At 72.1% G+C, this 23,514-nt stretch carries 21 protein-coding genes and 1 pseudogene; 13 read left to right on the forward strand and 9 right to left on the reverse strand.

Annotated elements, in window-relative coordinates:
• The first annotated feature begins 115 nt into the window (after positions 1–115).
• The 3 genes from RM704_RS16915 to RM704_RS16925 all read left to right on the forward strand — a co-directional run bounded on the left by RM704_RS16915 (position 116) and on the right by RM704_RS16925 (position 4,947).
• Complete coding sequence (locus RM704_RS16915; RefSeq protein ID WP_063774464.1) at positions 116–3,376, forward strand: AfsR/SARP family transcriptional regulator; 3,261 nt, start codon at positions 116–118, stop codon at positions 3,374–3,376.
• Between the two features lie 93 nt (positions 3,377–3,469).
• Entirely contained in the window at positions 3,470–4,186 is a 717-nt protein-coding gene (locus RM704_RS16920; RefSeq protein WP_033526117.1) for a CHAP domain-containing protein, read from the forward strand.
• Between the two features lie 110 nt (positions 4,187–4,296).
• Positions 4,297–4,947: a M15 family metallopeptidase gene (locus tag RM704_RS16925; protein WP_033526118.1), complete on the forward strand. Its 651-nt coding sequence runs from the start codon at positions 4,297–4,299 to the stop codon at positions 4,945–4,947.
• A gap of 31 nt (positions 4,948–4,978) precedes the next feature.
• On the opposite strand, the gene RM704_RS16930 is transcribed toward RM704_RS16925, so the two are convergent.
• Positions 4,979–6,307: a cytochrome P450 gene (locus tag RM704_RS16930; protein ID WP_033526119.1), complete on the reverse strand. Its 1,329-nt coding sequence runs from the start codon at positions 6,305–6,307 to the stop codon at positions 4,979–4,981.
• Between the two features lie 241 nt (positions 6,308–6,548).
• Between RM704_RS16930 and RM704_RS16935 the strand changes: the two genes are divergently transcribed.
• Complete coding sequence (locus tag RM704_RS16935; RefSeq protein ID WP_033526120.1) at positions 6,549–7,799, forward strand: LmeA family phospholipid-binding protein; 1,251 nt, start codon at positions 6,549–6,551, stop codon at positions 7,797–7,799.
• 134 nt (positions 7,800–7,933) lie between these two features.
• The gene (locus RM704_RS16940) at positions 7,934–8,980 is read left to right on the forward strand and encodes a glycoside hydrolase family 5 protein (protein WP_033526121.1); all 1,047 of its coding nucleotides are present in this window, start codon (positions 7,934–7,936) and stop codon (positions 8,978–8,980) included.
• 164 nt (positions 8,981–9,144) lie between these two features.
• On the opposite strand, the pseudogene RM704_RS16945 reads toward RM704_RS16940, so the two are convergent.
• Positions 9,145–9,369: pseudogene (locus tag RM704_RS16945) on the reverse strand (LuxR C-terminal-related transcriptional regulator); the annotation flags it as partial.
• A 54-nt stretch (positions 9,370–9,423) separates the two neighbouring features.
• Between RM704_RS16945 and RM704_RS16950 the strand changes: the two are divergent.
• Together RM704_RS16950 and RM704_RS16955 are read left to right on the forward strand one after the other, a co-directional pair.
• Positions 9,424–10,353, forward strand: a complete 930-nt coding sequence (locus RM704_RS16950; RefSeq protein WP_033526205.1) for a squalene/phytoene synthase family protein — start codon at positions 9,424–9,426, stop codon at positions 10,351–10,353.
• 230 nt (positions 10,354–10,583) lie between these two features.
• Entirely contained in the window at positions 10,584–11,555 is a 972-nt protein-coding gene (locus RM704_RS16955; protein ID WP_052145916.1) for an ATP-binding cassette domain-containing protein, read from the forward strand.
• Between the two features lie 31 nt (positions 11,556–11,586).
• Here RM704_RS16955 and RM704_RS16960 read toward each other — a convergent pair whose 3' ends face one another.
• The 3 genes from RM704_RS16960 to RM704_RS16970 form a co-directional block, all read right to left on the reverse strand.
• Positions 11,587–12,207 (reverse strand): GNAT family N-acetyltransferase, encoded by a 621-nt coding sequence (locus RM704_RS16960; RefSeq protein WP_033526122.1) that lies wholly within the window; start codon positions 12,205–12,207, stop codon positions 11,587–11,589.
• Between the two features lie 102 nt (positions 12,208–12,309).
• The gene (gene rox, locus RM704_RS16965) at positions 12,310–13,737 is read right to left on the reverse strand and encodes a rifampin monooxygenase (RefSeq protein ID WP_033526123.1); all 1,428 of its coding nucleotides are present in this window, start codon (positions 13,735–13,737) and stop codon (positions 12,310–12,312) included.
• 307 nt (positions 13,738–14,044) lie between these two features.
• Complete coding sequence (locus RM704_RS16970; RefSeq protein ID WP_033526124.1) at positions 14,045–14,278, reverse strand: hypothetical protein; 234 nt, start codon at positions 14,276–14,278, stop codon at positions 14,045–14,047.
• A 184-nt stretch (positions 14,279–14,462) separates the two neighbouring features.
• Between RM704_RS16970 and RM704_RS16975 the strand changes: the two genes are divergently transcribed.
• The 3 genes from RM704_RS16975 (at position 14,463) to RM704_RS16985 (ending at position 18,132) form a co-directional block, all read left to right on the forward strand.
• Complete coding sequence (locus RM704_RS16975; protein ID WP_033526125.1) at positions 14,463–15,551, forward strand: glutamate--cysteine ligase 2; 1,089 nt, start codon at positions 14,463–14,465, stop codon at positions 15,549–15,551.
• A 254-nt stretch (positions 15,552–15,805) separates the two neighbouring features.
• The gene (locus RM704_RS16980; RefSeq protein WP_033526126.1) at positions 15,806–17,533 is read left to right on the forward strand and encodes a SpoIIE family protein phosphatase; all 1,728 of its coding nucleotides are present in this window, start codon (positions 15,806–15,808) and stop codon (positions 17,531–17,533) included.
• 164 nt (positions 17,534–17,697) lie between these two features.
• A complete protein-coding gene (locus RM704_RS16985) occupies positions 17,698–18,132 on the forward strand; it encodes an ATP-binding protein (RefSeq protein WP_033526127.1) in 435 nt (144 codons plus the stop codon).
• A gap of 69 nt (positions 18,133–18,201) precedes the next feature.
• On the opposite strand, the gene RM704_RS16990 is transcribed toward RM704_RS16985, so the two are convergent.
• From RM704_RS16990 to RM704_RS17000, 3 genes are read right to left on the reverse strand one after another with little or no spacing between them, the layout of a single operon-like run.
• Complete coding sequence (locus RM704_RS16990; RefSeq protein ID WP_033526128.1) at positions 18,202–18,669, reverse strand: ATP-binding protein; 468 nt, start codon at positions 18,667–18,669, stop codon at positions 18,202–18,204.
• A gap of 39 nt (positions 18,670–18,708) precedes the next feature.
• Positions 18,709–19,014: a DUF5133 domain-containing protein gene (locus RM704_RS16995; protein ID WP_033526129.1), complete on the reverse strand. Its 306-nt coding sequence runs from the start codon at positions 19,012–19,014 to the stop codon at positions 18,709–18,711.
• A gap of 21 nt (positions 19,015–19,035) precedes the next feature.
• The gene (locus RM704_RS17000; RefSeq protein ID WP_033526130.1) at positions 19,036–19,875 is read right to left on the reverse strand and encodes a SigB/SigF/SigG family RNA polymerase sigma factor; all 840 of its coding nucleotides are present in this window, start codon (positions 19,873–19,875) and stop codon (positions 19,036–19,038) included.
• Positions 19,876–20,257: 382 nt separating this feature from the next.
• On the opposite strand from RM704_RS17000, the gene RM704_RS17005 reads away from it, so the two are divergent.
• Positions 20,258–21,085, forward strand: coding sequence for an RNA polymerase sigma factor SigF (locus RM704_RS17005; RefSeq protein ID WP_033526131.1), 828 nt, complete (start codon positions 20,258–20,260; stop codon positions 21,083–21,085).
• A gap of 117 nt (positions 21,086–21,202) precedes the next feature.
• The gene (locus RM704_RS17010; RefSeq protein WP_033526132.1) at positions 21,203–21,607 is read left to right on the forward strand and encodes an STAS domain-containing protein; all 405 of its coding nucleotides are present in this window, start codon (positions 21,203–21,205) and stop codon (positions 21,605–21,607) included.
• Positions 21,608–21,791: 184 nt separating this feature from the next.
• Here RM704_RS17010 and RM704_RS17015 read toward each other — a convergent pair whose 3' ends face one another.
• Positions 21,792–22,265, reverse strand: coding sequence for a MarR family winged helix-turn-helix transcriptional regulator (locus RM704_RS17015; protein WP_311590754.1), 474 nt, complete (start codon positions 22,263–22,265; stop codon positions 21,792–21,794).
• Positions 22,266–22,328: 63 nt separating this feature from the next.
• Between RM704_RS17015 and RM704_RS17020 the strand changes: the two genes are divergently transcribed.
• On the forward strand, positions 22,329–23,513 hold the full coding sequence (locus RM704_RS17020; protein ID WP_033526133.1) for a PP2C family protein-serine/threonine phosphatase: 1,185 nt from the start codon (positions 22,329–22,331) through the stop codon (positions 23,511–23,513).
• Position 23,514 lies beyond the last annotated feature (1 nt).

The following is a 23,514-nucleotide window of genomic DNA, read 5'->3' on the forward strand; positions in this document are numbered from 1 at the left end:
ACAGGTCTGGAAGAGACTCGCATGTCCTCCATGACCCCCCGTATACCGGATGCGTACGATGCCGAGCCGCCAACATTTGGCATGCACGCGCAACGCTGCGGAAACGGGGGCCAACGTGAGCCTGGAGTACCGACTGCTCGGCCCGGTGGAAGTCTGGTCCGGCGGACGCCGTCTTCCGCTCGGCGGGCCCAAACCCCGCGCACTGCTGGCCGCGTTGCTGCTGCGGCCGGGCCGGGTGGTCTCCGCCGGGGCACTGATCGACACGGTCTGGGGCGACGAGCCACCGGACTCCGCACGCGCGCTCGTGCAGACGTACGTCTCCGGACTGCGGCGCGCTCTGCCGACCGGAGCCGAGGGGATCGAGACGCGCCCGCCCGGCTATCTGCTGCGGGTGGACGGCGACCGGGACCGGCTCGACCTGCGGGACTTCGAGCGGCTCACGGCGGCGGGGCGCGACCGGGCGGCCATCGGCGATCACCGGGGCGCCTCCGAACTGCTGGGACAGGCGCTGGAGTTGTGGCGTGGATCGCCTCTCGGCGGAGTGGGCCGGGCGTTGCGTGTCGAGGCCGAGCGGTTGGAGGAGGCGCGTCAGGCCGCCCTGGAGGACCGGATCTCCGCCGACCTCGCCGCCCCGGGCCGCGAACAGCACCTGGTCGCCGAGCTGACGGCGCTGGTCGGCACCCATCCCACGCGTGAACGGCTGCGCGGACATCTGATGCTCACGCTCTACCGGCTGGGCCGCCAGGCCGACGCGCTCGCGGCGTACGCGGAGGGACGCGCCGTACTCGCCGACGAACTGGGCATCGACCCGGGCCCGGCGTTACGTCAGTTGCACGAGGCGATCCTGCGGTCGGACCCGGGGCTGATGCCGCCCACCGCCCCGGCGCAGGGACGGTTCCGCCGGACGGAGGGACCGGCCCACCCGGCCCCGGGCAGCCCCGAAGGGGCGGACGTCGCACAGCGTCCGCGTTCCGTGGGCCATCCGGAGTCCGCACGACACCCTGAGTCCGCCCGGCCTCTCGACGACACACAACGTCTCGATGGCACCACCCCGGAGGGGCCCGTCGGCGATGCCGGCAGCCCGGCCGGTCCGGCTCCGACGCGGTCCGGTCCCTTCCTCCGGGCCGCCCTTCTGCCCCCCGCCATCGGCGACTTCACCGGCCGGGAGAGGCAACTCGCCGAGCTGTCGGCCCTGTTGACCGGACCGCGTGACGCGATACCGGTCGCGGTCGTCTCCGGGCCCGGCGGCGTCGGGAAGTCGGCGTTCGCCGTCCAGGTCGCTCACCGGATCGCCGCCGACTACCCCGACGGCCAGCTCTACGCCGAACTGCACGGCTTCAGCGATCCGGTGCCGCCCGCCGAGGTGCTGGCGCGGCTGCTGCGCGCGATGGGCACCGAGCCGCCCGAGGGCCCCGCCGAACGCGGCGACCTGTTCCGCAGTCTGCTCGCCCGCCGCCGGGTACTGCTGGTCCTCGACGACGCGGGCAGCGAGGCGCAGGTACGGCCGCTGCTGCCCGGCAGCGCGAGCTGCGGGGTGCTGATCACCTCCCGTGCCCGGCTGGCGGGCCTCGACGGCGCGGCCCGCACCGGACTCGACGTCCTGGACGCCGAGTTGGGCAGCGAACTCCTCGCCAGGATCGCCGGAGACGAGCACGTCCGGAGCGACCCCGACGCGGCGCGCCGGATCGTCGCCCTCTGCGGCGGACTGCCGCTGGCCCTGCGCATCGCGGGGGCCCGCCTCGCCACCCGCCGCCACTGGACACCTCGTACGCTCGCCGACCGACTCGCCGACGAACGCCGCCGCCTCGACGAACTCACCGTCGGCGACCTGGAGGTGCGTACCGGCCTCGGGCTCAGCTACGACGCCCTGGACGACCTGGGCCGCACCGCCCTGCGGCGCCTGGGTCTGCTCGGCGCACCCGACGTGGCCGCCTGGACGGTGGCCGCGCTGCTGGACCTGCCGGAGACCGAGGACGCCGAGAACGTCGTGGACCGGCTCGTCGACGCGCAGTTGCTGCACTTCACCGGTGTCGACCGGGCCGGTCAGCCGCGTTTCGGACTGCACGACCTGGTCCGGGTGTACGCCGCCGAGCGGGCCGAGGCGGAGGAACCGCGCGCCGAGCGGGCCGCCGCCCTCGGGCGTGCGCTGGGCGCCTGGCTGTGGCTCACCGCACGGGCGACGGCCGCGGGGCCCTCCGGGGAGGTGGTGCTCCAGGACCCGAGCACCCTGTGGCCGGTCGGCGAACGGGCCGCCGAACAGGTGCTGGCCGATCCCACCGCGTGGTTCGAGGCGGAGGCCGGGGCGATCGCCACCGCCGTCGAGCGGGCCGCCGCCATGGACCTGCACGCCCTCGCCCGCGAGGCCGCGGTCACCCTGTGCTCGTCCGCCTACATCGTCAACAGCCGCTTCGACTCGTGGTCGCGTACCCATGAGGCCGCGCTGGCCGCCGTACGTCGCGCCGAGGACCGGGCCGGGGAAGCGCTGCTGCTCATCGGCCTCGGCCAACTCCGCTACGAGCAGGACGACTTCACCGAGTCCGTGGACCACTACCGGCAGGCCGTCCGGCTGTGTGCCGAACTCGGCGACACCCGCGGCCACGCGGCGGCCCTCGCGGGCCTGGGCGGCACCTACCGCGAACAGGGCCGGTTACGGGACGCGGCGCGCGAACTCACGCGCGCCATCGACGACTTCAGACGGCTCGACGACACCGCCGGGCTCGGCCTGGCCTGTCGTCTGGCCGGGTCGGTCCATCTCGAACTCGGCGAGTACACCACCGCCCGTGTCCTCGTCGACGAGTCCCTGGCCGCCTACCGCCGCCTCGGCAGCCGGCGTGGCGAGGCGCTCGCTCTGCGGACGTACGGGCTGCTGCGCCGCGCGCTCGGCGAGTACGCGGCGGCCGAGGCACTCTCCGGTCAGGCCCTGGCGATCCTCCAGCGGTTCGGCGACCGTCTGATGAGCGCGTACGCCGCGCAGGCCCGTGCGAAGGCACGTCTCAGGCTCGGACGCACCCGGGAGGCGGCGGCGGACCTGGCCGGCCTGCTCGACGTGTGCCGGACGTACGGCGACCGGTGGGGCGAGGCACTGGTCCGGCGCACCCTCGGCGAATGCGCCACCGCCGAGGGGCGGTTGACCGAGGCGGAGGCCCATCTCACCGAGTCCGTCGCCCTCTGGGACATCCTGCGGCTTCCGCTGCCCCGGGCCCGCACCCTGCGCTCCCTCGCGGAACTGCGGGACCGCCTCGGTGACGAGAAGGGGGCGCGGGCCCTGTGGGAGGAGGCCGTGGAGGTGTTCACCGCGTACGAGGTGCACGAGGCACGGGAGACGCTTCAAGAAGGGCCCGCGAGGACGTCAAGAAGACCTGAAGGGAAGTTGTAGAGGGCCCGGCGAAGCTTCTTGGTGTCGGAGGGGAACGGGAGCCACCCGAACTCCCCCGGCACCAACGGGGATTCCACGGGGAAAGGACTTCCGATGTCCAGCACGATCAAGACCGACACCACCAAGCCCGCCACGGCCGGGGCGCCGGCGCGACGCGCCGCCGCTCTGCTGCTGATCTCGGCCCTCGCGGGCGGAGCGCTGACCGCGGAGGCGGCCTCGGCCGCGACGGCGTCACCGCGGTCGTCCTCCGCCGCGGCGGCGGTCTCGCTCCAGACGGCCATCAAGACCAAGGCGCAGCAGCAGGTGAACCTCTCGCCGCGCAACCGTGAGAGGGCCGGCAACTGCAACTACTACAGCGCCGTCGCCACCGCCCCGAAGAGCGGGTCGGTCGGCAACTGCAAGAAGGTCGGCGGGCTGCAGTGGCGCACCAACAACTGGTGCGCCGACTTCGTCCGCTACGTCTGGAAGAACGCCGGCGCCCGCCAGAAGGGCACCGACGCCTTCGCCGGCTCCTTCTACCGGGCCCGCAAGTCCATCGGCACCTGGCACGCCCGGGGGTCCTACGTCCCGAAGGTCGGCGACGCGGTGCTCTACGACTGGGACGGCGGCACGCCGAGCCTCGGGAACAACGGCTGGGACGTCGACCACATCGGCATCGTCATCGGCTACAACCCCAAGACCAAGGCTCTGACGACCATCGAGGGGAACACCACCAAGAAGGGCAACGGCGGTACCGAGGGTGTCTACCAGCGCACCCGGTACAACACCAAGGCCGGTGACGTCGTCGGCTACGTGACGCCCAAGAAGTAGCGAGCGGCGGGCAACGAGAGCCAGGCATCCACGGGGGAGCCCCGGGGTCGGTCGTCGGACCGGCCCCGGGGGCGTCTCGGTGCGACGCGCCACCTCCCCACAGGACTGTGATGTCAGAGATCATCCTCATGAACGACCCCCGCGTGGCCGGCGTCCCGGTCCACGAGACCCATGAACCCCTGGTGGACATGCGGGAGTTGTCCTTCCTCCGCGTCGACACCCGGCTCGCCGATCCGGCGGGCGCCTACGCCCTGCTGCGCGAGGGGGCCGCGTGGCGACTGGCCCGTGCCGCCCGGCTGCTCCCCGAAGGGCTGCGCCTGCTGGTCACGGAGGGCTACCGCCCCCTCGCCCTGCAACAGAGCCGCTTCGAACGGTACGCGGCCGAGCTGCGCGCCTCGCACCCCGACTGGTCCGAGTCGTATCTGCGTTCCCGGGCGAGCCGTTCGCTGTCGCCGCCCGAGCTCGGCCCGCATGTCGCCGGCGCCGCCGTCGATCTGACCCTGTGCACCACCGCGGGTGCCGAACTCGACCTGGGGACTCCCGTGCACGCGAGCCCCGGGGAGAGCGACGGCGCCTGCCGCACGTCCGCCGCGGACGTCACCGCCGCCGCCCGCCGCAACCGCCGTACGCTGTCCGCCGCGCTCATCACGGCCGGTCTCACCAACCACCCCACACAGTGGTGGCACTGGTCCTACGGCGACCGGTACTGGGCCCTGCGCACCGGCGCGCCGGCGGCCCTCTACGGCCCGGCCGACGCCTGAGGCCGGGCGGGTCCGGTACGGGCGGCCCCCCTCACCCCCGTGGCGGTTCCAGGCCGGCGGGCGTGGGGCCGTCGGGGCGGACCGTGATGCCGTGGACGGCCTTCGGGGGGACGGAGTGGAAGACCGGGGCGTGTGGCAGCAGTTGTTCGAGGAGAACCGTCGCCTCACGCAGTGCGAACTGGAGGCCGAGGCAGGCGCGGGGCCCGATGCCGAAGGGAAAGTACGCGCCCGGATGGGTGGGGCGGCCGCCCGGGGAGGTGAAGCGCCGAGGGTCGAAGCGCTCGGGGTCCGGCCACAGGGCGGGGTCGCGATGGGTGAGGTACGGGCAGACCAGGAGGTCGGAGCCCGCCTCGACGAGGTGACCGGCCAGGACGTCGTCCTCGGCGGCGTGGCGGGCCAGGATCCAGGCGGACGGATAGAAGCGGAGCGTCTCGTGGATCAGGGCCTGGACCGCCTGGCGGCGCTCCGTGGAGCCCTCGTCTCCGGCGGCGAGTGCCTGTGCGCGTGCTTCCGGGTGCCGGTCGAGGAGCAGGTGGAGCCAGGTCAGGGTGGTGGCGGTGGTTTCGTGTCCGGCCGCCAGCAGGGTGACGAACTCGTCGCGGATCAGCTGGTCGGTGTACTCGGGGTGCTCGGTGGAGGCGTCGGTCAGCACGTGCAGCAGTCCCGGACCGTGGGGACCCGCCGCGCCGCCGCGAGCGGCGTCGATGGCGCGCCGGGCGACCGCGTCGATCCGGGCGAGGTCGTCGGCGACGGCGTCCCGGGCCTCGGCGGCGTCGGCGGGCAGGGTGGGCAGGGCGGCCCCCACGGTTTCCACGGCCGCCAGTTCGCGCTGGGTCGCGTCGTCGAGGGGGTGGCCGGTGAGGGAACGCCAGATGGTGTCCAGGGCGAAGCGGCGCATCTCCTGGCCGACGTCGAAGGTCTGCCCGGTGTGTGCGTACGTCTCCCAGCGTGCCGAGGTGGTGTCGGCGGCGGCGGTGATCCGCTGCTCGTAGCGGCGCATACCGGTACCGGTGAACTGGGACTGCAGCAATCGGCGTTGCCGCTTCCACGCCGCGCCGTCGGCGGCCAGGACGCCGTCGCCGATCAGCAGCCGGGCGCGGTGCGAGCGTTTGACGTAGCGCTCCGGCCGCAGGGCGAGGACGTGCCGCACCGCCTGCGGGTCGGTGACGAGGACGGTGGGAGTCGGCCCGAGGCGGAACGCCGCGACCCCGCCGAGCTGTTCGCGCACCAGCGTCAGCAGATCGAGCAGCTCACCGCCCTCCGACCGCCACCGCGCCACCAGGCCCGGCTCGGCCTCCGGGACGGGTCGCCCCGTCGCGGGAAGGTGCGGAAGAGAGCCGGGACCGGCTTCGGTGTCCATGTGTCTACCCCCTGATCGCCTGCTCGCCCGCCCGCACGGCCGCTCAACCGGCGAGTCGGCTGTGCGCCACATTCTCGCAGCACGGACTGTACGGGAACGGGCACCGCCAGTGACAGAAGGTCAGCTCCCGCTCCTGCCCGGGGTCGGCCGCCTTACCCACCCCCCGTCGCGATCGTGAACTACATCGCATACACGGGGTTCAGGTTGCGGGCGGGGGTGGTGGACATGTTCGGATGAGGCGATGCGCTCCCCCCACCGCACCGATCCGCATCAGATGTCCGACGATCGCTCCGACGTGCCGCGCAACCCCTACGAGGAGCTCGGCGCCCTCGACGACGGTCCTCTGGAAGTGACCTCCCTGGAGGAGTTCTTCGACGAGGACACCATCGGACGCGGCGGCGAGGAGGAGCAGGAGCCGCAGTGGGCCCCGCCGGTGCACCGGCGGGGCGGCCGGCGGCGCCGGGGACGGTTCGCCGGGCTGCCGCTCGCGGCGAAGGCGGTCGTGGGCCTGATGGTTCTCGCCGCGTTCGCCGGCCTCGCGGACCGGTGGGCGGTGCTGTACGCGGAACACCGGGCCGCGGACGCCCTGGAGGACCGGCTGGACCTGGCCGCGGCGCCCGAGGTGGAGATCGGCGGTTTCCCCTTCCTCACCCAACTCGCCGACAAGCGGCTGGACTCGGTGCGGCTGACCGTGCCGGACGTCGCGGCCGACAGGGTGTCGCTGGCGAAGGTGTCGGCGACGGCCCATGACGTGCGCCTGGACGCCGAGGGTCTCACGTCCGTGCGCGGCGCCGACGTCCCCCGTCTCGACGGCGACGTCCTGCTGTCCTTCGCCGATCTCAACCGCGAACTCGGCGCTTCCCAGGTGACGTTCACCGGCGAGGGCCGTGACCGGGTCCGGGCGCGTGGCACCCTGCCGGTCACCGGACGTGATCTGCGGCTGCGCGCCGAGGCCACGATCCGGCGGCAGGGCGAGCGGGGCATCGCCACGGAGATCGGCGGCATGCGCCTGGACATCGGGGACGTCGCCACGTACCGCCCCGGCACGCGCGCCTCGGACGGTCTGCATCTGACACCGAAGGCCTCCGCCGAACTCGCCCGGGAGACGCGCAGGGCGAAGGCACTGCTGTCGGTGCCGGCGATCGTACGGCGGCTGGGCATGTCGGACGCCGCCGCCCGCGAGGTCCTCGCCGACGAGGGCGAACTCGCCGAACTGACCGGATCCCCGCGCTTCGCCCGCCAGGCCCAGAGCCTCAACCTCATCGATCTGGCCCTGGAGAACCCCGCCGTACTGCGCGCCCTGGGCATCGACGCCGACCTGCTCGACGCCCTGTCCCGGCTCACCCGGCCCGCCCTCGCCGACCGGCTGTCCCTCTCCTTCCAACTGCCGGAACCCGAGCGCGGGAACGTGCGACTGCGTGACGTACGCGTGGAGGAGGACGGCATCCGGGTCCGGCTCACCGGGTCGCAACTGGCTTTCGGCGACAGGTGATTCTGCGTTCTTGATGAAATTTGGTGTGCAGATGTGTTGACCTCTGTTCGAGATCTCTTCTACGTTGCGGGAGCCACAGAGCCGCCGACCTGCAAGCCGGGTTTCGCGGACGCAACTGCCCAGAAAGGGATCTGGTGCCACGAAAGAACCATCGCGGGACAGCCTGCCTCGCGGCATCGCTGGCCGGCGTCACGGCATTCGGCGGAGTCCTCGCCTCCCCCGCGTCCGCCGCTCCCGCAGCCGCCGCCTCCCGCCACGCCTCGCCGCCACCGGTCAGCGACTTCCGCGGCGTCAACTGGGCCGACCCGCGCGACAACTACGCCGATGACGCGGTCGTGCCCTCGGGACTGTCCACCACCGACAGCTACGCCACGACGTACGCCAAGTCACGGGCGATCGTCGGCGGGTTCGCCGAGCTGGGCGCCAACACGGTCCGCCTGCCGGTGAACCCCACCTCCGTGAACGGCCCGTTCTGGAAGTCGTACCGGGCCGCGATCGACGCCGCCACCGCCAAGGGCTTCAAGGTCATCCTGGGCTACTGGGAGGCCGACAACGCCAAGGACGGCAAGATCGACGACCAGGCCTCCTGGGACCGTATGTGGGCGCGGATCACCTCCGCGTACGGCCGCAACGGCAAGGTGTACTTCGAGCCGATGAACGAGCCGTTCGGCTACACCTCGCAGGAGTGGCGCGACGTCGCCGCGCGCTGGCTGGCCACCCACCGCTCGATCCCCCGCGACCGGGTCCTCATCGGTGGCATCAAGTACAGCGAGGACGTCAAGCCGGTCTGTGCCGACAGCCGGCTCGACGGCACCCGGATCGCCCTGCACAACTACGGCTTCTGGCACACCGACTGGACCAGCGTCGACCAGTGGAAGGCCGACTTCAAGGAGCGCATCGGCACCTGCGCCTCGCGCACCGTCCTCGACGAGTTCGGCGCCTCCATGACCACGGGCCTGGACTACAACGGCCCGGTCAACGGCTCCAACGAGGTCGCCTACATCCAGGCCGCGACCGACACCATCCGGGAGCTGCGCCTGGGCTCGGTCTACTGGCCGGGGCTGCGCAACGGTGACACCTACTCCCTCACCACCCTCCAGGGCACGGGCACCCGTCTGAGCCTGAAGGTGAACAACCAGAGCGGCCTGGACCGGCTGCACTGGGCCTGGAAGCAGAAGTAGCGGCACCACGCACGACACGCCGGGGAGCCGTCACGACATCGATGTCGGGCGGCTCCCTCGCCGTGTCCGCCCGGACTCGAAGGCACGACGGCCGAACCAACGGCGGGTCTCGCGCGGCGAGAGACGCGCCGCCTCCTCCGGAGGCTGATCAGCGTCCTGATCAGCTCGGTCAGGCCCGTGCGGATGGCGTAGCGGGTGGGTTCGAGACGGTCGCGCATGCCCGGTCTCTGCGGGAGGTTGGCGCGGTGGCGTTCGACGGTCTTGGCGCCGATGACGAGGAGAGGGGCGATCTCCTCGGAGGTGAGGCCCTCGGCGACGAGTTCGAGGATCTCCTCCTCCCGTTCGGTGACGGGACGTGCGGGAGGGCGGTCGCCGACGCGGGCGCGGTCGGCGACGGACCAGCGGCCGGCACCGCGAGGCTCCGGGTTCTCTACGATCGGCGCATGAGCGTGTGGAGACGGAGTCTGGACGCGGCGGGCATCCGGGAGCCGGGGCTGCGGCAGGACTACGACGAACAGCGGGACCTGGTGGCGCGTGCCCGGCGCACCTCGTATCTCGCGGCCCGACTGCTGCTGCCACGGCGGATGTTGCCCCATGCCGTGGCGGCGACGGCGGTGATGCACCACGGGGACGACCTGCTGGACACCGGCCCGAAGCCGCAGCGGGTCGCGGCGTGGGCCTCGTGGGAGCAGGAGGTGCGCAAGGCGCTGGACACCGGGACGAGCGACGATCCGCTGATCCGCGCTCTGCTGCACACCACGGCGGCGTATCCACGGCTGCGGGAGACGGTCGAGGAGTATCTGTCCACCGCCACCACCGATCTGGAGTTCACCGGCTTCGCCACCGAGGCCGACTACCAGGCCTACGTGGACGCCTATTCGCTCCCCGCGTTCATGCTGGTGGCGTCGCTGCTGGGCCCGGAGGCCGACGACGGACGGTTCCGGGCGGCGTGCCGGACGCTCATGGAGGGCAGCCAGCGGCTGGACTTCGTCAACGACCTGGCCGAGGACCTGCCGGAAGGCCGCCTGGGCATCCCGGCCGAGACACTGGCACGCTTCTCGGTCACCGTCGAGGACCTCGCGTCGGGCCGGGCTTCGGCGGGCCTGAGGGAGTTGGTGGAGGACCAGATCGAGGCGGCCCGCGTCTGCCTGCGTGCGGCCCGCGAACTGCCCGTGCTCGGGGAAGGCCCCGGCGGGGTCCTCCTGGACTCGGTCATCAGGATCGAGCTGCTGACCGCGGACGCGGCGTCCGCCCGTGGCGCCCGGCTGTTGCGCGGTTCCGCGTCCCCGCCGGTGGCGGGCACCCTGCGGGTCCTGCTGAGCGCTCGCCGACGGGCTCGCGAGGGGCGCGGCAGCCGCACTGCGGTCACCTGAAGGGCACCTGAGGGGCACCTGACGGGCACCTGAGGGGCACCGCCGGGTGCCGATCGTTGTGTCCGGTCGATACCGAGGGAGGACACGCCAGTGGTACCCCCGGTACCACTGGCGGGCCGAAGTGTCCCCCGCGGTCCCAGGGGCTCGGCCGGCCGGGCTCGTGGGTTCGCAGGCAGAGGTCGCGGAGGGAATCGCGGCCCCGTCCGAGGCGAACGACAAGGGCCCCTGCCATGATCGAAGCGCGTGAGCTGACCAAGCGGTACGGGGACAAGACGGTGGTCGACCGGCTGAGCTTCACCGTCCGAGCCGGTGAGGTGACCGGCTTCCTGGGCCCGAACGGCGCGGGCAAGTCCACGACCATGCGCATGATCACCGGGCTGGACTCCCCCACCGGGGGCACGGTCACCGTCAACGGACGCTCCTACGCCCGGCACTCGGCGCCGCTGCACGAGATCGGCTCGCTGCTGGAGGCCAGGTCGGTCCACCCCGGCCGGACCGCGCTCAACCATCTGATGGGGCTGGCGCACACCCACGGCATCGGGCGCCGCCGGGTGGACGAGGTGATCGAGCTGGCCGGGCTGACCAGTGTGGCCGGCAAGCGGGTGGGGGCCCTCTCGCTCGGCATGGGGCAACGGCTCGGCATCGCCGCCGCCCTGCTCGGCGACCCGGCTGCGCCCGACGTCGTCCTCATGGACATCCGTATGCCCGGCATGGACGGTCTGGAGGCGACCCGCCGGATCGTCGCCGCCGGCGGCCGCACCCGCGTCCTCATCGTGACCACCTTCGACCTCGACGAGTACGCGTACGACGGGCTGCGGGCCGACGCCAGCGGCTTCCTCCTCAAGGACGCGCGCCCCGAGGAACTCGTCGCCGGCATCCACGCGGTCGCCACCGGGGACGCCGTCGTCGCCCCCAGCCTGACCCGTCGGCTCCTCGACGCCTACGCCCACCAGGTCCTCGCCCCGAGCGGCACGCCCCTGCCGCCCGATCCAAGGCTGCGGACCCTCAGCGAACGCGAGCACGAGGTGCTCGTGGCCATCGGCCAGGGCTGGACCAACACGGAGATCGCCGAGCGTCTCGTCCTCACCGAGTCCACCGTGAAGAAACACGTCGGCCGGGTCCCCGCCAAGATCGGCGCCCGCGACCGCGTCCAGGCCATGATCATGGCCTACGACGCGGGTCTGGTGCGGGCGAAGCCCTGACGCCCGGACGTGAGCTGCCGCAGAGGGCCTGTCACTCCCCTGTCGAACGGCCGAGACAGGTCACCGGCCCGGGGTCCGGTACCTCGATCTCGTGGAAGCCCAGACGGTCGTAGAAGGCGCGGGCCGGTGTGTTGGAGGTGAGCATGGTCAGGTGGACGGCCGGGACACCTCTGGTGCGCAGGGCATGGAGGAAGGTGCGCATGAGGGCCCGGCCGTGGCCGCGGCCCTGCCAGGCGGGGAGGAGGTCGATGTGCAAGTGGGCCGGATACGGGAGGAGTTCGGGAAGGAGCATGCGCTCGGGGTGGTGCAGGAGCCGGACGATCGCCGCGTCGGGGGAGGTGTCCGGACCGACGGGCACCGGGAAGCGCTCGGTCACCAGGGGCAGCCACTTCGCACGGAAGTCCGCGACGAAGGCAGGGGTGTCGGCGGTGCCGAGGATGTAGCCGACCGCTCGGCCGCGGCCGTCGTCCAGGACGAAGGTCAGCTCCGGTTCGAGATGGGTGTAAGGGGTGGCGAACGTCGCCGGGAAGACGTCGGGGTCCGCGTGGACGGGACGGCTGTCGCCGCCGTTGTGGGCGGTACGGACACAGATGTCGTGGACGGCGTCGAGGTCCCCGGGCCTGTACGGGCGGACTGCGGGAGGCAGGGTCATCGCAGCATCCTGCGCGGTGTCGCCGGCCCCCCACAACCGCCCGAGCGACGACGCCGGCCCACGCGGCACACGCTCCGCGCGCGCCCGCCCCTCGGCCGCGGCTCAGCCCGTGGCCGCCCCGAACCACCGGGCGAGTCCGTCGAGCAGTTCGCGCTGGTCCTCGCCGGCCCACGCCACGTGGCCGTCGGGCCGCAGGAGGACCGCGGGCGCGTCCAGGTCCTCGGCGGTGTCCACCACGTGGTCGACCCGGTCAGCCCAGCCCTCCACCGAGAGCGCGCCGCCGCGGTCGAGCAGCAGGCCGCGGCCGTCGTGCGTCAGCTCGTACAGACGCCCCCGCTTCAGCCGCAGGTCCCGCATCCGCCGGCCGACGAGGTCGTGACCGTCGCCGAGGTCGTAGCGGACGTCGACCCCGGTGATCATCCCGGTCACGTACCGGTTCACCTCCTCGAAGTCCATCAGCTTCGAGAACAGCTCCCGCAGCGCGGTCGGTCCCGGCTCGGAACCCAGCAGGGTGATCTGCGCGCGGGTGTTGACCAGCACGCGGGCGGCGACCGGATGCCGCTCGGCGTGGTAGGTGTCCAACAGCCCCTCCGGCGCCCAGCCGTTGACCGTGGCGGCCAGCTTCCAGCCCAGGTTGAAGGCGTCCTGCACACCGAGGTTGAGTCCCTGGCCGCCGGTCGGCGGATGGATGTGCGCCGCGTCGCCGGCCAGCAGCACCCGGCCGACCCGGTAGCGCTCGGCCTGCCGGGTGGCGTCGCCGAACCGGGAGAGCCAGCGCGGTGAGTGGACACCGAAGTCGGTGCCCGCGACGGCGCGGAGCCGCTGCTTGAACTCGTCCAGGGTCGGCGGGGTCGTACGGTCCTCGGACACTCCCTCGGCGGGTACGAGCACGCGGTAGTTCCCGTCCCCGAGAGGGGCGAGGCCGAACCGCAGCTGGGTCCTGCGGACCTCCTCCACGACCGCGGCGATCGTCGCCGGGTCCTCGGTCGCCCCCATGTCGCCCAGCAGTGTCTCGACGGTGGCGGGCTCGCCGGGGAAACCGACGCCGAGCAGCTTGCGCACCATGCTGCGGCCCCCGTCGCAGCCGACGAGATGGCGGGCGCGCAACCGCGTGCCGTCCGCCAGTCGCGCGGTCACACCGTCCTCGTCCTGGTCGAGTCCCACCAGTTCGCTGCCGCGCCGGATGTCGGCGCCGAGTTCCAGGGCGCGCTCCTGGAGGATGCGCTCGGTGACCGGCTGCGGGGTGGCCACGCCGTACGCGTGAGCCGTGTCCAGGCTGTCCGGCCACGGTTTCATGATGCCGCCGAAGAGGCCGCCGACCCGGAACTTCTCACTGACCGCGAGGAACCGGTCCAGCAGGCCGCGCTGGTCCATCACCTCGACACTGCGCGCGTGCAGTCCCTGTCCCCGGGACTCGCCGGTCGGCTCGGTCAGCCTCTCCAGCACGACCGTGCCCACCCCGGCCAGCCGCAACTCGCTCGCCAGCATCAGCCCGGTCGGTCCGCCCCCGACGACGATCACGTCGATCATCTCAACCCCCCATGTGTGCGGCTGTGCCGCTGCTTCTCGCCTCGGTCGGCGATTCTGCGGCAGGGGGAGGGCCTTGCCGCAAGCCCCCTGGTGCGCTATACGTTGAGACAGGCAAGGAGGACATGACCTCCTTGCCTTTGTCGTTCTCGTCTCCGTGGGCCTTCGCCCTTGTCGTCTCCGGTCGCGCCGGGGCACGCCGGGCCCGCCCTCCGGTTCGCGTGACGGCCCGGACCGTGCCCACAATGGCGCTGTGCCGGGAACGGAGCGTGCGATGTTCACCCGGACCGCGCGCGGCCCGGGAGCGCCGTCAGTCGCTCAGACGCCGGCGCAGGAGTTCCTTGCCGAGGTCGGCGCCCTTGCGGCTGTCGGCCTGTGCCTTGCGGAACAGCTCGACCACCTCGGTGTCCTTCTCCCGCTCCGCGTCCTGGATGTACGACTCGAGGCGCAGCGCGTTGTTGAGGCAGGCCTCGACGTACCAGATCAGGTTGTAGTCCTTGTCTGCGGTACCGGTCACGCGGCCCGTCTCGGTGGTGCTGGTCACGTTCTCCTCCTCCGTGTCGCGGACAGGGAACCCGCGCCCTGTCGGCGCGGCTCCCGGGACGCCGCACGGGTACCCGGGCCGCCGCCGCGTACACGGACCCGGTCCGCACGCCGTCCGATGAGGTGTCCCGGCGTCGTCCGAGGGCACACGGCTCTCACCACCTAGCGCAGAAGGGCCACATGACGTGCGTACCGTCGGAGTGGAAGAGGAACTCCTCCTGGTCGACCCGCAGACCGGAGAGCCGCAGGCGCGGGCCGCGGCGGTGCTCGCGCGAGCAGCGCTGGAGGGCACGGACCAGGACGTGTTCGAGAAGGAGCTGCACGACGAGCAGGTGGAGTTCGCCACCCACCCGCAGTCGTCGATGACGGATCTGGGGGCCGAGATCGTCCGCTGCCGCAAGGACGCGGCCCGACATGCCGAGGGGCTCGGCAGCGCGGTCGTGGCGCTGGCGACGTCGCCGCTGCCGGTGAGTCCGACGATCACCATGAACAGCCGGTACCGGTGGATGGCGCGGGAGTTCGGCCTGCACACGCAGGTGCAGCTGGTCTGCGGCTGCCACGTCCATGTGTCCGTCGAGTCCGACGACGAGGGCGTGGCGGTCCTGGACCGGATGCGGCCGTGGCTGTCCGTGCTGACGGCGCTGAGCGCGAACTCTCCCTTCTGGCAGGGTTACGACAGCCGGTACGCCAGCTATCGCAGCCAGGTGTGGGACATGTGGCCGATGGCCGGGCCGACGGACGTCTTCGGCTCGCCCGAGCGGTACCACCAGTGCGTCACGGATCTGATCGCCACGGGAGTCGTGCGCGACCAGGGCATGATCTACTTCGACGCACGGCTGTCCCAGCGGTATCCGACCGTCGAGATCAGGGTCGCGGACGTCTGTCTGCACCCCGACACCGCGGTCCTCGTCGCGGCCCTCGCCCGGGGGCTCGTGGAGACCGCGGCCCGGGAGTGGCGGGCCGGTGTGGAGCCGCTCGGCCACAGTGCGGGGCTGCTGCGGCTGGCCACCTGGCGGGCCGCCCGCTCCGGGATGTCGGAGAACCTCCTGGACCCCGTCACGATGCGGCCCCGGCCCGCCCTCGAGGTGATCCGCTCACTGCTCCACCACGTCGAGGGGGCCCTCGTCGACCACGGGGACGCCGACCTGGTCCGGGACGCCGTCGCCGCGCTGACGGGGCGCGGCAACGGGGCCCGGGTGCAGCGCGAGGTGATGGCTCGAACGGGGAGCCTGCGCGAGGTCGTCGCCGCCTGCGTACGGCACACCCAGGCCTGACCCCGGCGGATCCGTCCGCTCCGTGGGCCCGGTGCCGACCGGGGCGCGCGGTGTGCCTACTGTGTCCGGGACGTCGCCGTCCGTGCGTGGCGCGCGGCGGCGCCCGTGGTCCGACGACCCGCTCCCACCTGCGGTTCGGGACCTGGTGCGCGTAGGTCGTCGGGGACGGGGTAATGCGTGCAGCACATACGGCGGTACCGTCCGTCGACGTCCAGGACCGTCGCGTCCGCGACCGGAGTCGGAGGAACCCGAGCATGAGCGCGTGGAGTCCGGATCACACCGAACGGCGGTCGCCGGGTCCGGTGGTGCGCTCACCCGACGGGCTGCCCGATCTCGTGCACGCCGGTATGTACGTGGTGGACGACAACGGCCTCGTCGTCGCGGTGAACCCGCGGGCGGCGGAGTTGCTCCGCCGCCCGGCCGACGGACTCGTCGGGCGGGACGCCCACGAGCTGCTGCACCGGGACCGGCTCGGGCAGACGATGCCACGGGCGGCGTGCTCGATGATGAGCGCGTTCCTCAGCGGCCGTACGGGCGCTGGGGACCGGGAGTGGTTCCTGCGCGGAGACGGCACGCTGTTGCCGGTGACCTGGCTGGTGACCCCGTGCAGGCTCGACGGGACCGCGACCGGCGCGCTCGTCCTCTTCCACGAGGGCGCCCCGGAGAGCGGTGCCGTCGTGGACGGAGCGTCGCCGGCGCTGTCGCAGCTGGACCGACTGGCGCTGCTCGCCGAGACGACCACCCGGCTGAGTTCCACCCTGGACGCCGAGGAGGCGGTCGCCCGCCTGGTGCGGCTGGTGGTGCCACGGCTGGCGGACTGGGCCGTCGTGGACCTGATCACCGAGAGCGACGACGTCTGGCGATCCATGGTGGTGACCCACCGCGACGGCGTGGTGGTGCGGCGCGAGGAGTTGGAGGGGCCGCTCCCGCCGGTGCACGAGGAGTCGCTCATGCCGCTGTCCCGGGCCCTGCGCGGGGCGGCCTCGACCCTGGTCGGCCCGGAGACATACCAGGGGCCGGCGGACTCGGGGATCACGGTCGCCCAGCAGAAGCTGTTCGAGGAGACGGGGCTCCACTCGGCGGCCATCGCGCCCATCCGGGGACCGCGCGCGGTGCTCGGCGCTCTCACGCTGGGCCTGAGCGAGCGGCCGGGGGCCTTCACCGAGGCGGAGCTGTCGCTGCTGGACGACATCGCCCGCCGGGCCGGGCTGGCGCTGGAGAACGCGCGCCTGTACCAACGGCAGCGGCACATCGCGGAGACCATGCAGCGCCATCTGCTGCCCCAGATGCCGGAGGTGCCGGGGCTGCGGATGGCGGCGCGCTACGAGTCGGCGTCGAAGTCCTCCCAGGTCGGCGGCGACTGGTACGACGCGTTCTCGCTGGCCGACGGGTCCACGGCGGTGGCCATCGGGGACGTCGTCGGACACAACATCGACGCGGCGGCCGGGATGGCGCAGGTGCGCAACATGCTCCGGGCCTACGCCTGGGCGCTGAAGGAGCCGCCGAGCGCGATCGTGGAGCGGCTGGACCAGGCCGTGGTGAACGTGACCGAGGCGTCCATGGCGACGCTGATCTTCGGCCGCGTCGAGCGCAGCGACGACGCCTGGACCCTCCGGTGGACCAACGCGGGGCATCCGCCGCCGCTGCTGATCACGCATGACGGCAGGTCCCGGTTCCTGGACGAGGAACACGACCATCTGCTCGGCACGGGCCTGACCCGGGCCCGCACCGACACGCTCACCCCGCTCCCGCCGAGGTCCACGCTGGTGCTGTACACGGACGGTCTGATCGAGTCCCCGGGGCACACCCTCGACCGGGGCCTCGCCCGGCTGCGCCAGCACGCGGCGGCCCTCGCCCACCGGCCCCTCCATGTCTTCTGCGACCTGCTGCTGGAGCGCGCCCGTCCCGTCGACAACGACGACGACGTCGCCCTGCTGGTCTTCCGGATGCCCGCCGAGGACGGTGAGGCCCGTGACCGGTAGAGCGCCGACGCCGCCGGGGGACCACGGAAGGCCATGGTCTTCCCCAAGGCCTCACACATCCCTACGCTTTCGCACGCGTAGCGGCTCTCCGCCCGGGAAACACGAGCGTCGGAGGGGATCGCGCCATCGCGTCCGCCTCAAGCAGCCGAGCGGGGGACGACGAGATGTCAACAGAACCACGTAGGGACGACAAACTGCCTGCCGAGGAGATCTACGACAGCCACGCCGCCTTCGACGGAGAACTCGGCGACGTGACGGGGGCGCGCACGGCCGCGGAGGGGTTCCTGGGCGTCCTCTCGCGCACCTCGCCGCCGGCCGCCGTCGAGCACTGGGACGACATCCTGCTGGTGGTCACGGAACTGGCCGCCAACGCCGTGCAGTACGCCCCGGGGCGGTTCGAGCTGACGATGCGGCGCACCCTGGACGGGGTGCATGTGACGCTGGGGGACACGAGCACGACGTCGCCCGCGCCGCGCCCCTTCAGCCCCAGCAAGGGCGGCGGCGGTATCGGCTGGTATCTGATCCAGACGCTGTGCGACGAGGTGAGCGTGGTGGTGCACGACCACGGCAAGGACGTCCACGTCTTCCTGCCCTGGTGAAGCCCTGGAGCCCTGGTCCAGGGCCTCGTGAAGGCCCTGGTGAAGGTCCTGGTGAAGGTCCTGGGGACCTCAGGTCAGCGGCACCAGCACGCTGATGGTCTTGCCGCCGGACGCGCGGCACCGCACGTCGACCTCGCTGGAGAGCCGGTTGATCAGCGGCCATCCGTAGCCGTTGCCCTCGTGGGCGCGGGGCAGCACGCCGGGCCCGTGGAGTCCCACGGGCACGGCGGCGCTGTGGTCGCGCACGCTGAGCCGCACGCCCTCAGGAGTCAGGGCGACGTCGAACCCGGCGATGCCGCCGCCGTGCCGGAGCGCGTTGGTGACCAGTTCGGAGACGACGAGGATGAGATCGATCATCGACTGCTCGGTCGGTGGTCCGGCCGGGGAACGCCACCGCTCCCCCACGAACTCCCGCACGTGACGGCGGGCCGCCGCGGCGGTGGTGATCGCGGTCGGCGGCCCCGGCGTCCGGGCGGAGGGCCGTTCCACGGGAGCGGTGCCGTGGTGCGCGAGCGGGTGGCGTTCCATCGATGTCATGGCAGGTACGGGATCGACGACTCGGGACAGTTGGGTCCATCACTGTTCATGCAGCGCCGCATACCCGCTCCCGCCCGGACCATGACCGCCGAGATCTCCCGGGAGTGTCGTCACGTTCCCCCCGCACAGCTCGGCGGTCGCGGTCGTCTGCGCCGCGGCGAGCTGTGCACGTGCCGTGGCCAGGGCCCGGCGGACGTCGCGGGTACCCGTGGACACGCACAACGTGTACGCCAGGTCCTGCGCGCGGCGAGCGCTCTGCGGATCGCCTCGCTCGCCCTCGTGGGCGATGACCGACTCGTACTCCTCGACGAGCCGGCGCAGGGTCGCGGGATGGGGCATCAGCATCTGTTTCTCTCCAGGGGGTTGTCAGGCGGAGGGCGTGGTGCGGCCGAGGGCCTCGTCGCGGACGCGCGCGCAGCTGCGGCTGATGAGGCGGGAGACGTGCATCTGGGAGATGCCGAGACGGTCGGCGATGCGGTTCTGGGTCATGTCCTCGAAGAAGCGCATGTAGAGGATGGCCCGCTCGCGTTCGGGCAGCCGACGCAGCCCTTCCTTGACCGACTCGCGGTCCACGACGGTGTCGTACGCCGCGTCCGGGGCCCCGAGGGTGTCGGCGAGGCTGTAGCCGTCGTCGCCGGAGGCCATCTCGGCGTCGAGCGAGAGCGCGCTGAAGCTGTCGAGCGCCTCCATCCCGGCCTGGACCTCTTCCTCCGTGAGCCCCGCGAGGGCGGCGATGTCGGCGACGGAGGGCTCGGCGGCGCCTCCGGAGGTCTGGCTGAGTTCGCGCCGCGCCACGCGCACCTTGTTGCGGAGGTCCTGCACCCGCCGGGGGACGCGAAGCGTCCACATCCGGTCACGGAAGTGCCTCTTGATCTCTCCGGTGATGGTGGGCACGGCGTAGCTCTCGAACGCCCCCCGATCGGGCTCGTAGCGGTCCACCGCCTTGACCAGGCCCATCGCGGCGACCTGGCGCAGGTCCTCCAGCGACTCACCGCGGTTGCGGAAGCGGCCGGCTATGCGGTGTGCCATGGGCAGCCAGGCCCGGACGAGTTCGTCCCGGACGTGGTCGCGTTCGGGACCCGCGTCCATCGCCGCGAGCCGGGCGAAGTCGGAGGCGGTGTCGGGGGCGTCGTCGTGCGTCCTCCTGTCGGGGGTGCTGGGACGGACGGAGGTGCCTGAGCCGTTTGCGGACACATTGACCAGCATGGGAAATCGCTCCTGAACGACGCTTTCAGGGACTTTCGGCGGGAAACGGCGGCGGGCGGTCGAAGCCCGTACGCGGAACACCGCTTCCGCCGGCGTGCCTCCCGTACGGAGGCGTGGAACTCCGCTTGCCCCACGACTCGGGGGGCAAACAACGGTGCGCACATTCCTGGTGACGGATCGCCAGGGCCGGTGATCCGCATCACTCGGCCTTGCGGCGACTTCCGGCCAGAGTGGGGAGCGACACGGTCCCTTTCGCGACGGAGGGGGACTGAGTCGCGAATCGCGGGGCAGGCGTGGGATGGCAACAAGGCTTAGGGCGAGAGGGGTGGACAGCATGGCAGCCGTGACGGCACGCACAACGGCCACGGCACAGGGGAGGGTCATGGCGGAGGGGGTGGACCTGCCCCTCATCGAGGACCCGTCGCAGGTGAGGCCCAAGGACGCGCGGGAGATGTCCCGCCAGTTCTTCGACCGGCTGGCCATGCTGGAAGAAGGCACCCATACCTATCAATACGTACGCAACACGCTCATCGAGATGAACCTCTCGCTGGTGCGGTACGCGGCCTCGCGCTTCCGCGGTCGTGAGGACTCCCTCGAGGACATCGTCCAGGTCGGGACCATCGGGCTGATCAAGGCCATCGACCGGTTCGAGCTGTCCCGGGAGGTGGAGTTCACCACGTTCGCCGTGCCGTACATCGTCGGCGAGATCAAGCGGTTCTTCCGGGACACCAGCTGGGCGGTGCATGTCCCTCGGCGGTTGCAGGAGGCCCGGGTGGAGCTGGCCCGCGCGACCGACGAGTTGCAGTCCCGGCTGGGCCGGATGCCGACGACGCGCGAGCTGTCGGAGCTGATGTCGCTGTCCGAGGCGGAGGTCATCGAGGCGCGCAAGGCGTCCAACGGCTACAACACCTCCTCGCTCGACGCGGCGCTCACCTCCGACGGCGGCGAGGACGGCGACACGGTGCTGGGAGACCTCATCGGCGAGGAGGACCCGTCGCTGCAACTGGTGGAGGACTTCCACTCACTGGCGCCGCTGATCGCCGAACTCGACGACCGTGAGCGGCGGATCCTGCATCTGCGGTTCGTGGAGGAACAGACCCAGTCGCAGATCGCCGAGGAGCTCGGGGTGTCCCAGATGCATGTGTCCCGGCTGATCAGCCGCATCATCAAGCGGCTGCGCGCGGGCATGCTGGAACCCGGAGTCGCCTGATCGGGGCCCGTGTGCCCGCACGATTCGCGGGTATGCGCACGGGCGCATCGCCGGGCGATGCGTCGAATCCGTGAATCGGGGCACCCGCCCCGGTCGGTAACTCCATGGGAGGCTTTCGTGTCCGTTGCCCACAACCCCCTGTCGATCAGGGTCGATCTGCCCCGCGACGACGCCGTGCTGCTCACGATCGAAGGGGAACTGGACATCGACACGGCGACCGAGCTGCAGCATCATCTGGCGAACCAACTGCGGCACGGCCGACGGCATTTCCTGCTGGACGTCTCGGCCGTGCCCTTCATGGACTCGTCCGGTATGAACATCATCCTGAGGACGTATCAGGAGGTGCGGCGGATCCCGGGCGGTGTGTATGTGATCGCCCCGGCTCCGGCCGTGCGACGCATACTCGACCTCACCGGCGTCAGCCTCACCGTGACCACGGTGGACAGCGTGGACGAGGCACTGGCCGCCGTGGACTCCGGGCAGGTCGCCCCGCTACCGGACGAGCCGCCGGCACAGGAATAGCCGTCGTCCGTCAACGCGCCGACGGGCAGTGCCGCTTGGCATCGCCGCCGACGCGGCGGCACGTACCCATGGCCAATGGTTGTCGTTTGACAACTATGGCCGGAAGGCAACAGAGTGAGCCGGGGGCCGAAAGCGTGGGAAGGGTTGGAATGAGGCTGTCGAACCGGAACCGGGTCGGCGGCGGTCAGGCGCTCCGCGCGTCGGTGGCGTCGCCCTCGTGGATCTGGGCCGCCGCGGCGTCGCAGAACGCCTCCAGCCCCTCCACCAGCGCGGTCCGTTTCGCGGCCGGCATCTGCTCCAGCACGGACCGCAGGGCGCGTTCGCGGCGGGCGCGCAGGTCCACGAGGTACGACCGTCCGCGCCGGCTCAGCCGCAGACACAGCTCGCGCCTGCTGGCCGTACTGGCGTGGCGCTCGACGAAGCCCACCGCCTCCAGCCGGTCGCACAGCCGGCTGGTGGAGGGCGGCGTGGAGCCGAGGGCGTCGGCGAGCATCCGCAGATTGATCCCGTCGTTGTGCTCCAGGATGAACAGCACACGGAGCTGGGACGCGGACACCGGTGCCGTCGAGGCGCGTCCCCAAACGACCTCCAGCAGCTCTGCCGCCTCGGAGGTCACACGCGCCACCTCGTCCGGCCGCGGGTTGGAGGAGGAAGTCACAGGCCCACTCTTCCAGGCATCTCGAACACTGTCAGCTCTGGCAAGAATGGCGTATCCGACATCGTGAACAGATTCGTGGCAGCCGAGCGAGCCCTTCGCTCCGCTGCTCCGCACCACCTGGTGGACGCTCTGAGCGACGTACTGGGCGACGACTGGTCGGCCCGGGACGTCGAGCTCTACCTGGCCGACTACTCGCTCACCGCGCTCCGGCCGGCGTCCACGCGCCCGGAACGACCGGACTCCCTGCCCATGCACGACGGCCCGGCCGGCCGGGCGTTCGGGGCGCAGGAGCCGTACGTGGAGAAACGCGGCGACGACCGGGTGCGGCTCCATCTGCCGGTCACCGTGCGCGGTGACCGGCTGGGCGTGCTGCGGCTGACGCTGCCGTCCGCCGCGCACGCCGAGGAATGCCTCGCCGAACTGACCGAGCTCGCCGAGGTGCTGGGACACGAGCTGGTCGTCGCGGAGCGGGACACCGATGTGTACCTCCGGGCGCGCCGCTCCAGCCGGCTGACCCTGGCGGCGGAGATGCAGTGGCAGCTGCTGCCGGGCCGCTCCTCCACCCGGGACGAGTACGCGCTCGGCGGCCAACTGGAGCCCGCCTACGCCATCTTCGGCGACAACTTCGACTGGTCCGCCGACGCCGACCACCTGATGCTGTACATCACCAACGGCATGGGCGAGGGCATCGAGGCATCGCTGCTGACCCAGCTGGGGATCAACGCGCTGCGCAACGCCCGCCGGGCCGGTGCCCCCATCGCCGACCAGGCCGCCCTCGCCGACCAGGCCGTCCACGCCCAGTACGGCGGGGCCCAGCACCTGTCGGTGCTCCTGCTGGACCTGGACCTGGCCACCGGACACCTGGAGATCGTCGACGCGGGTTCGCCCCGGATGCTGCTGCTGCGCGACCGGAGCGTCAGCGCCGTCGCCCTGGACGCCCAGCTGCCGCTGGGCATGTTCGAGGAAACCGACTACCGCGCTCAGGAGTTGCTGCTCGAACCGGGTGACCGGCTGGTCTTCGTCAGCGACGGGGTGTACTCCGTCGTCACGCCCGGCGGGGAGACGTACGGGGAGCGGGCGCTGGCCCGGGCGATCAACGCCACCCGGCTGCTGCCCGCCGCCGACGTCCCCGGCGCGGTGCTCAGGGAGCTCTCCGGTCACCGCGGCACACCCGTGGCGGACGACGACGCGCTCGTGGTCTGTCTCGACTGGTTCGGCCGAGGGGGTGCCGAGCGGTCACACCGATGAA

It is taken from the genome of Streptomyces gottesmaniae (genome assembly GCF_031845845.1).
Classification (GTDB): domain Bacteria; phylum Actinomycetota; class Actinomycetes; order Streptomycetales; family Streptomycetaceae; genus Streptomyces; species Streptomyces akebiae.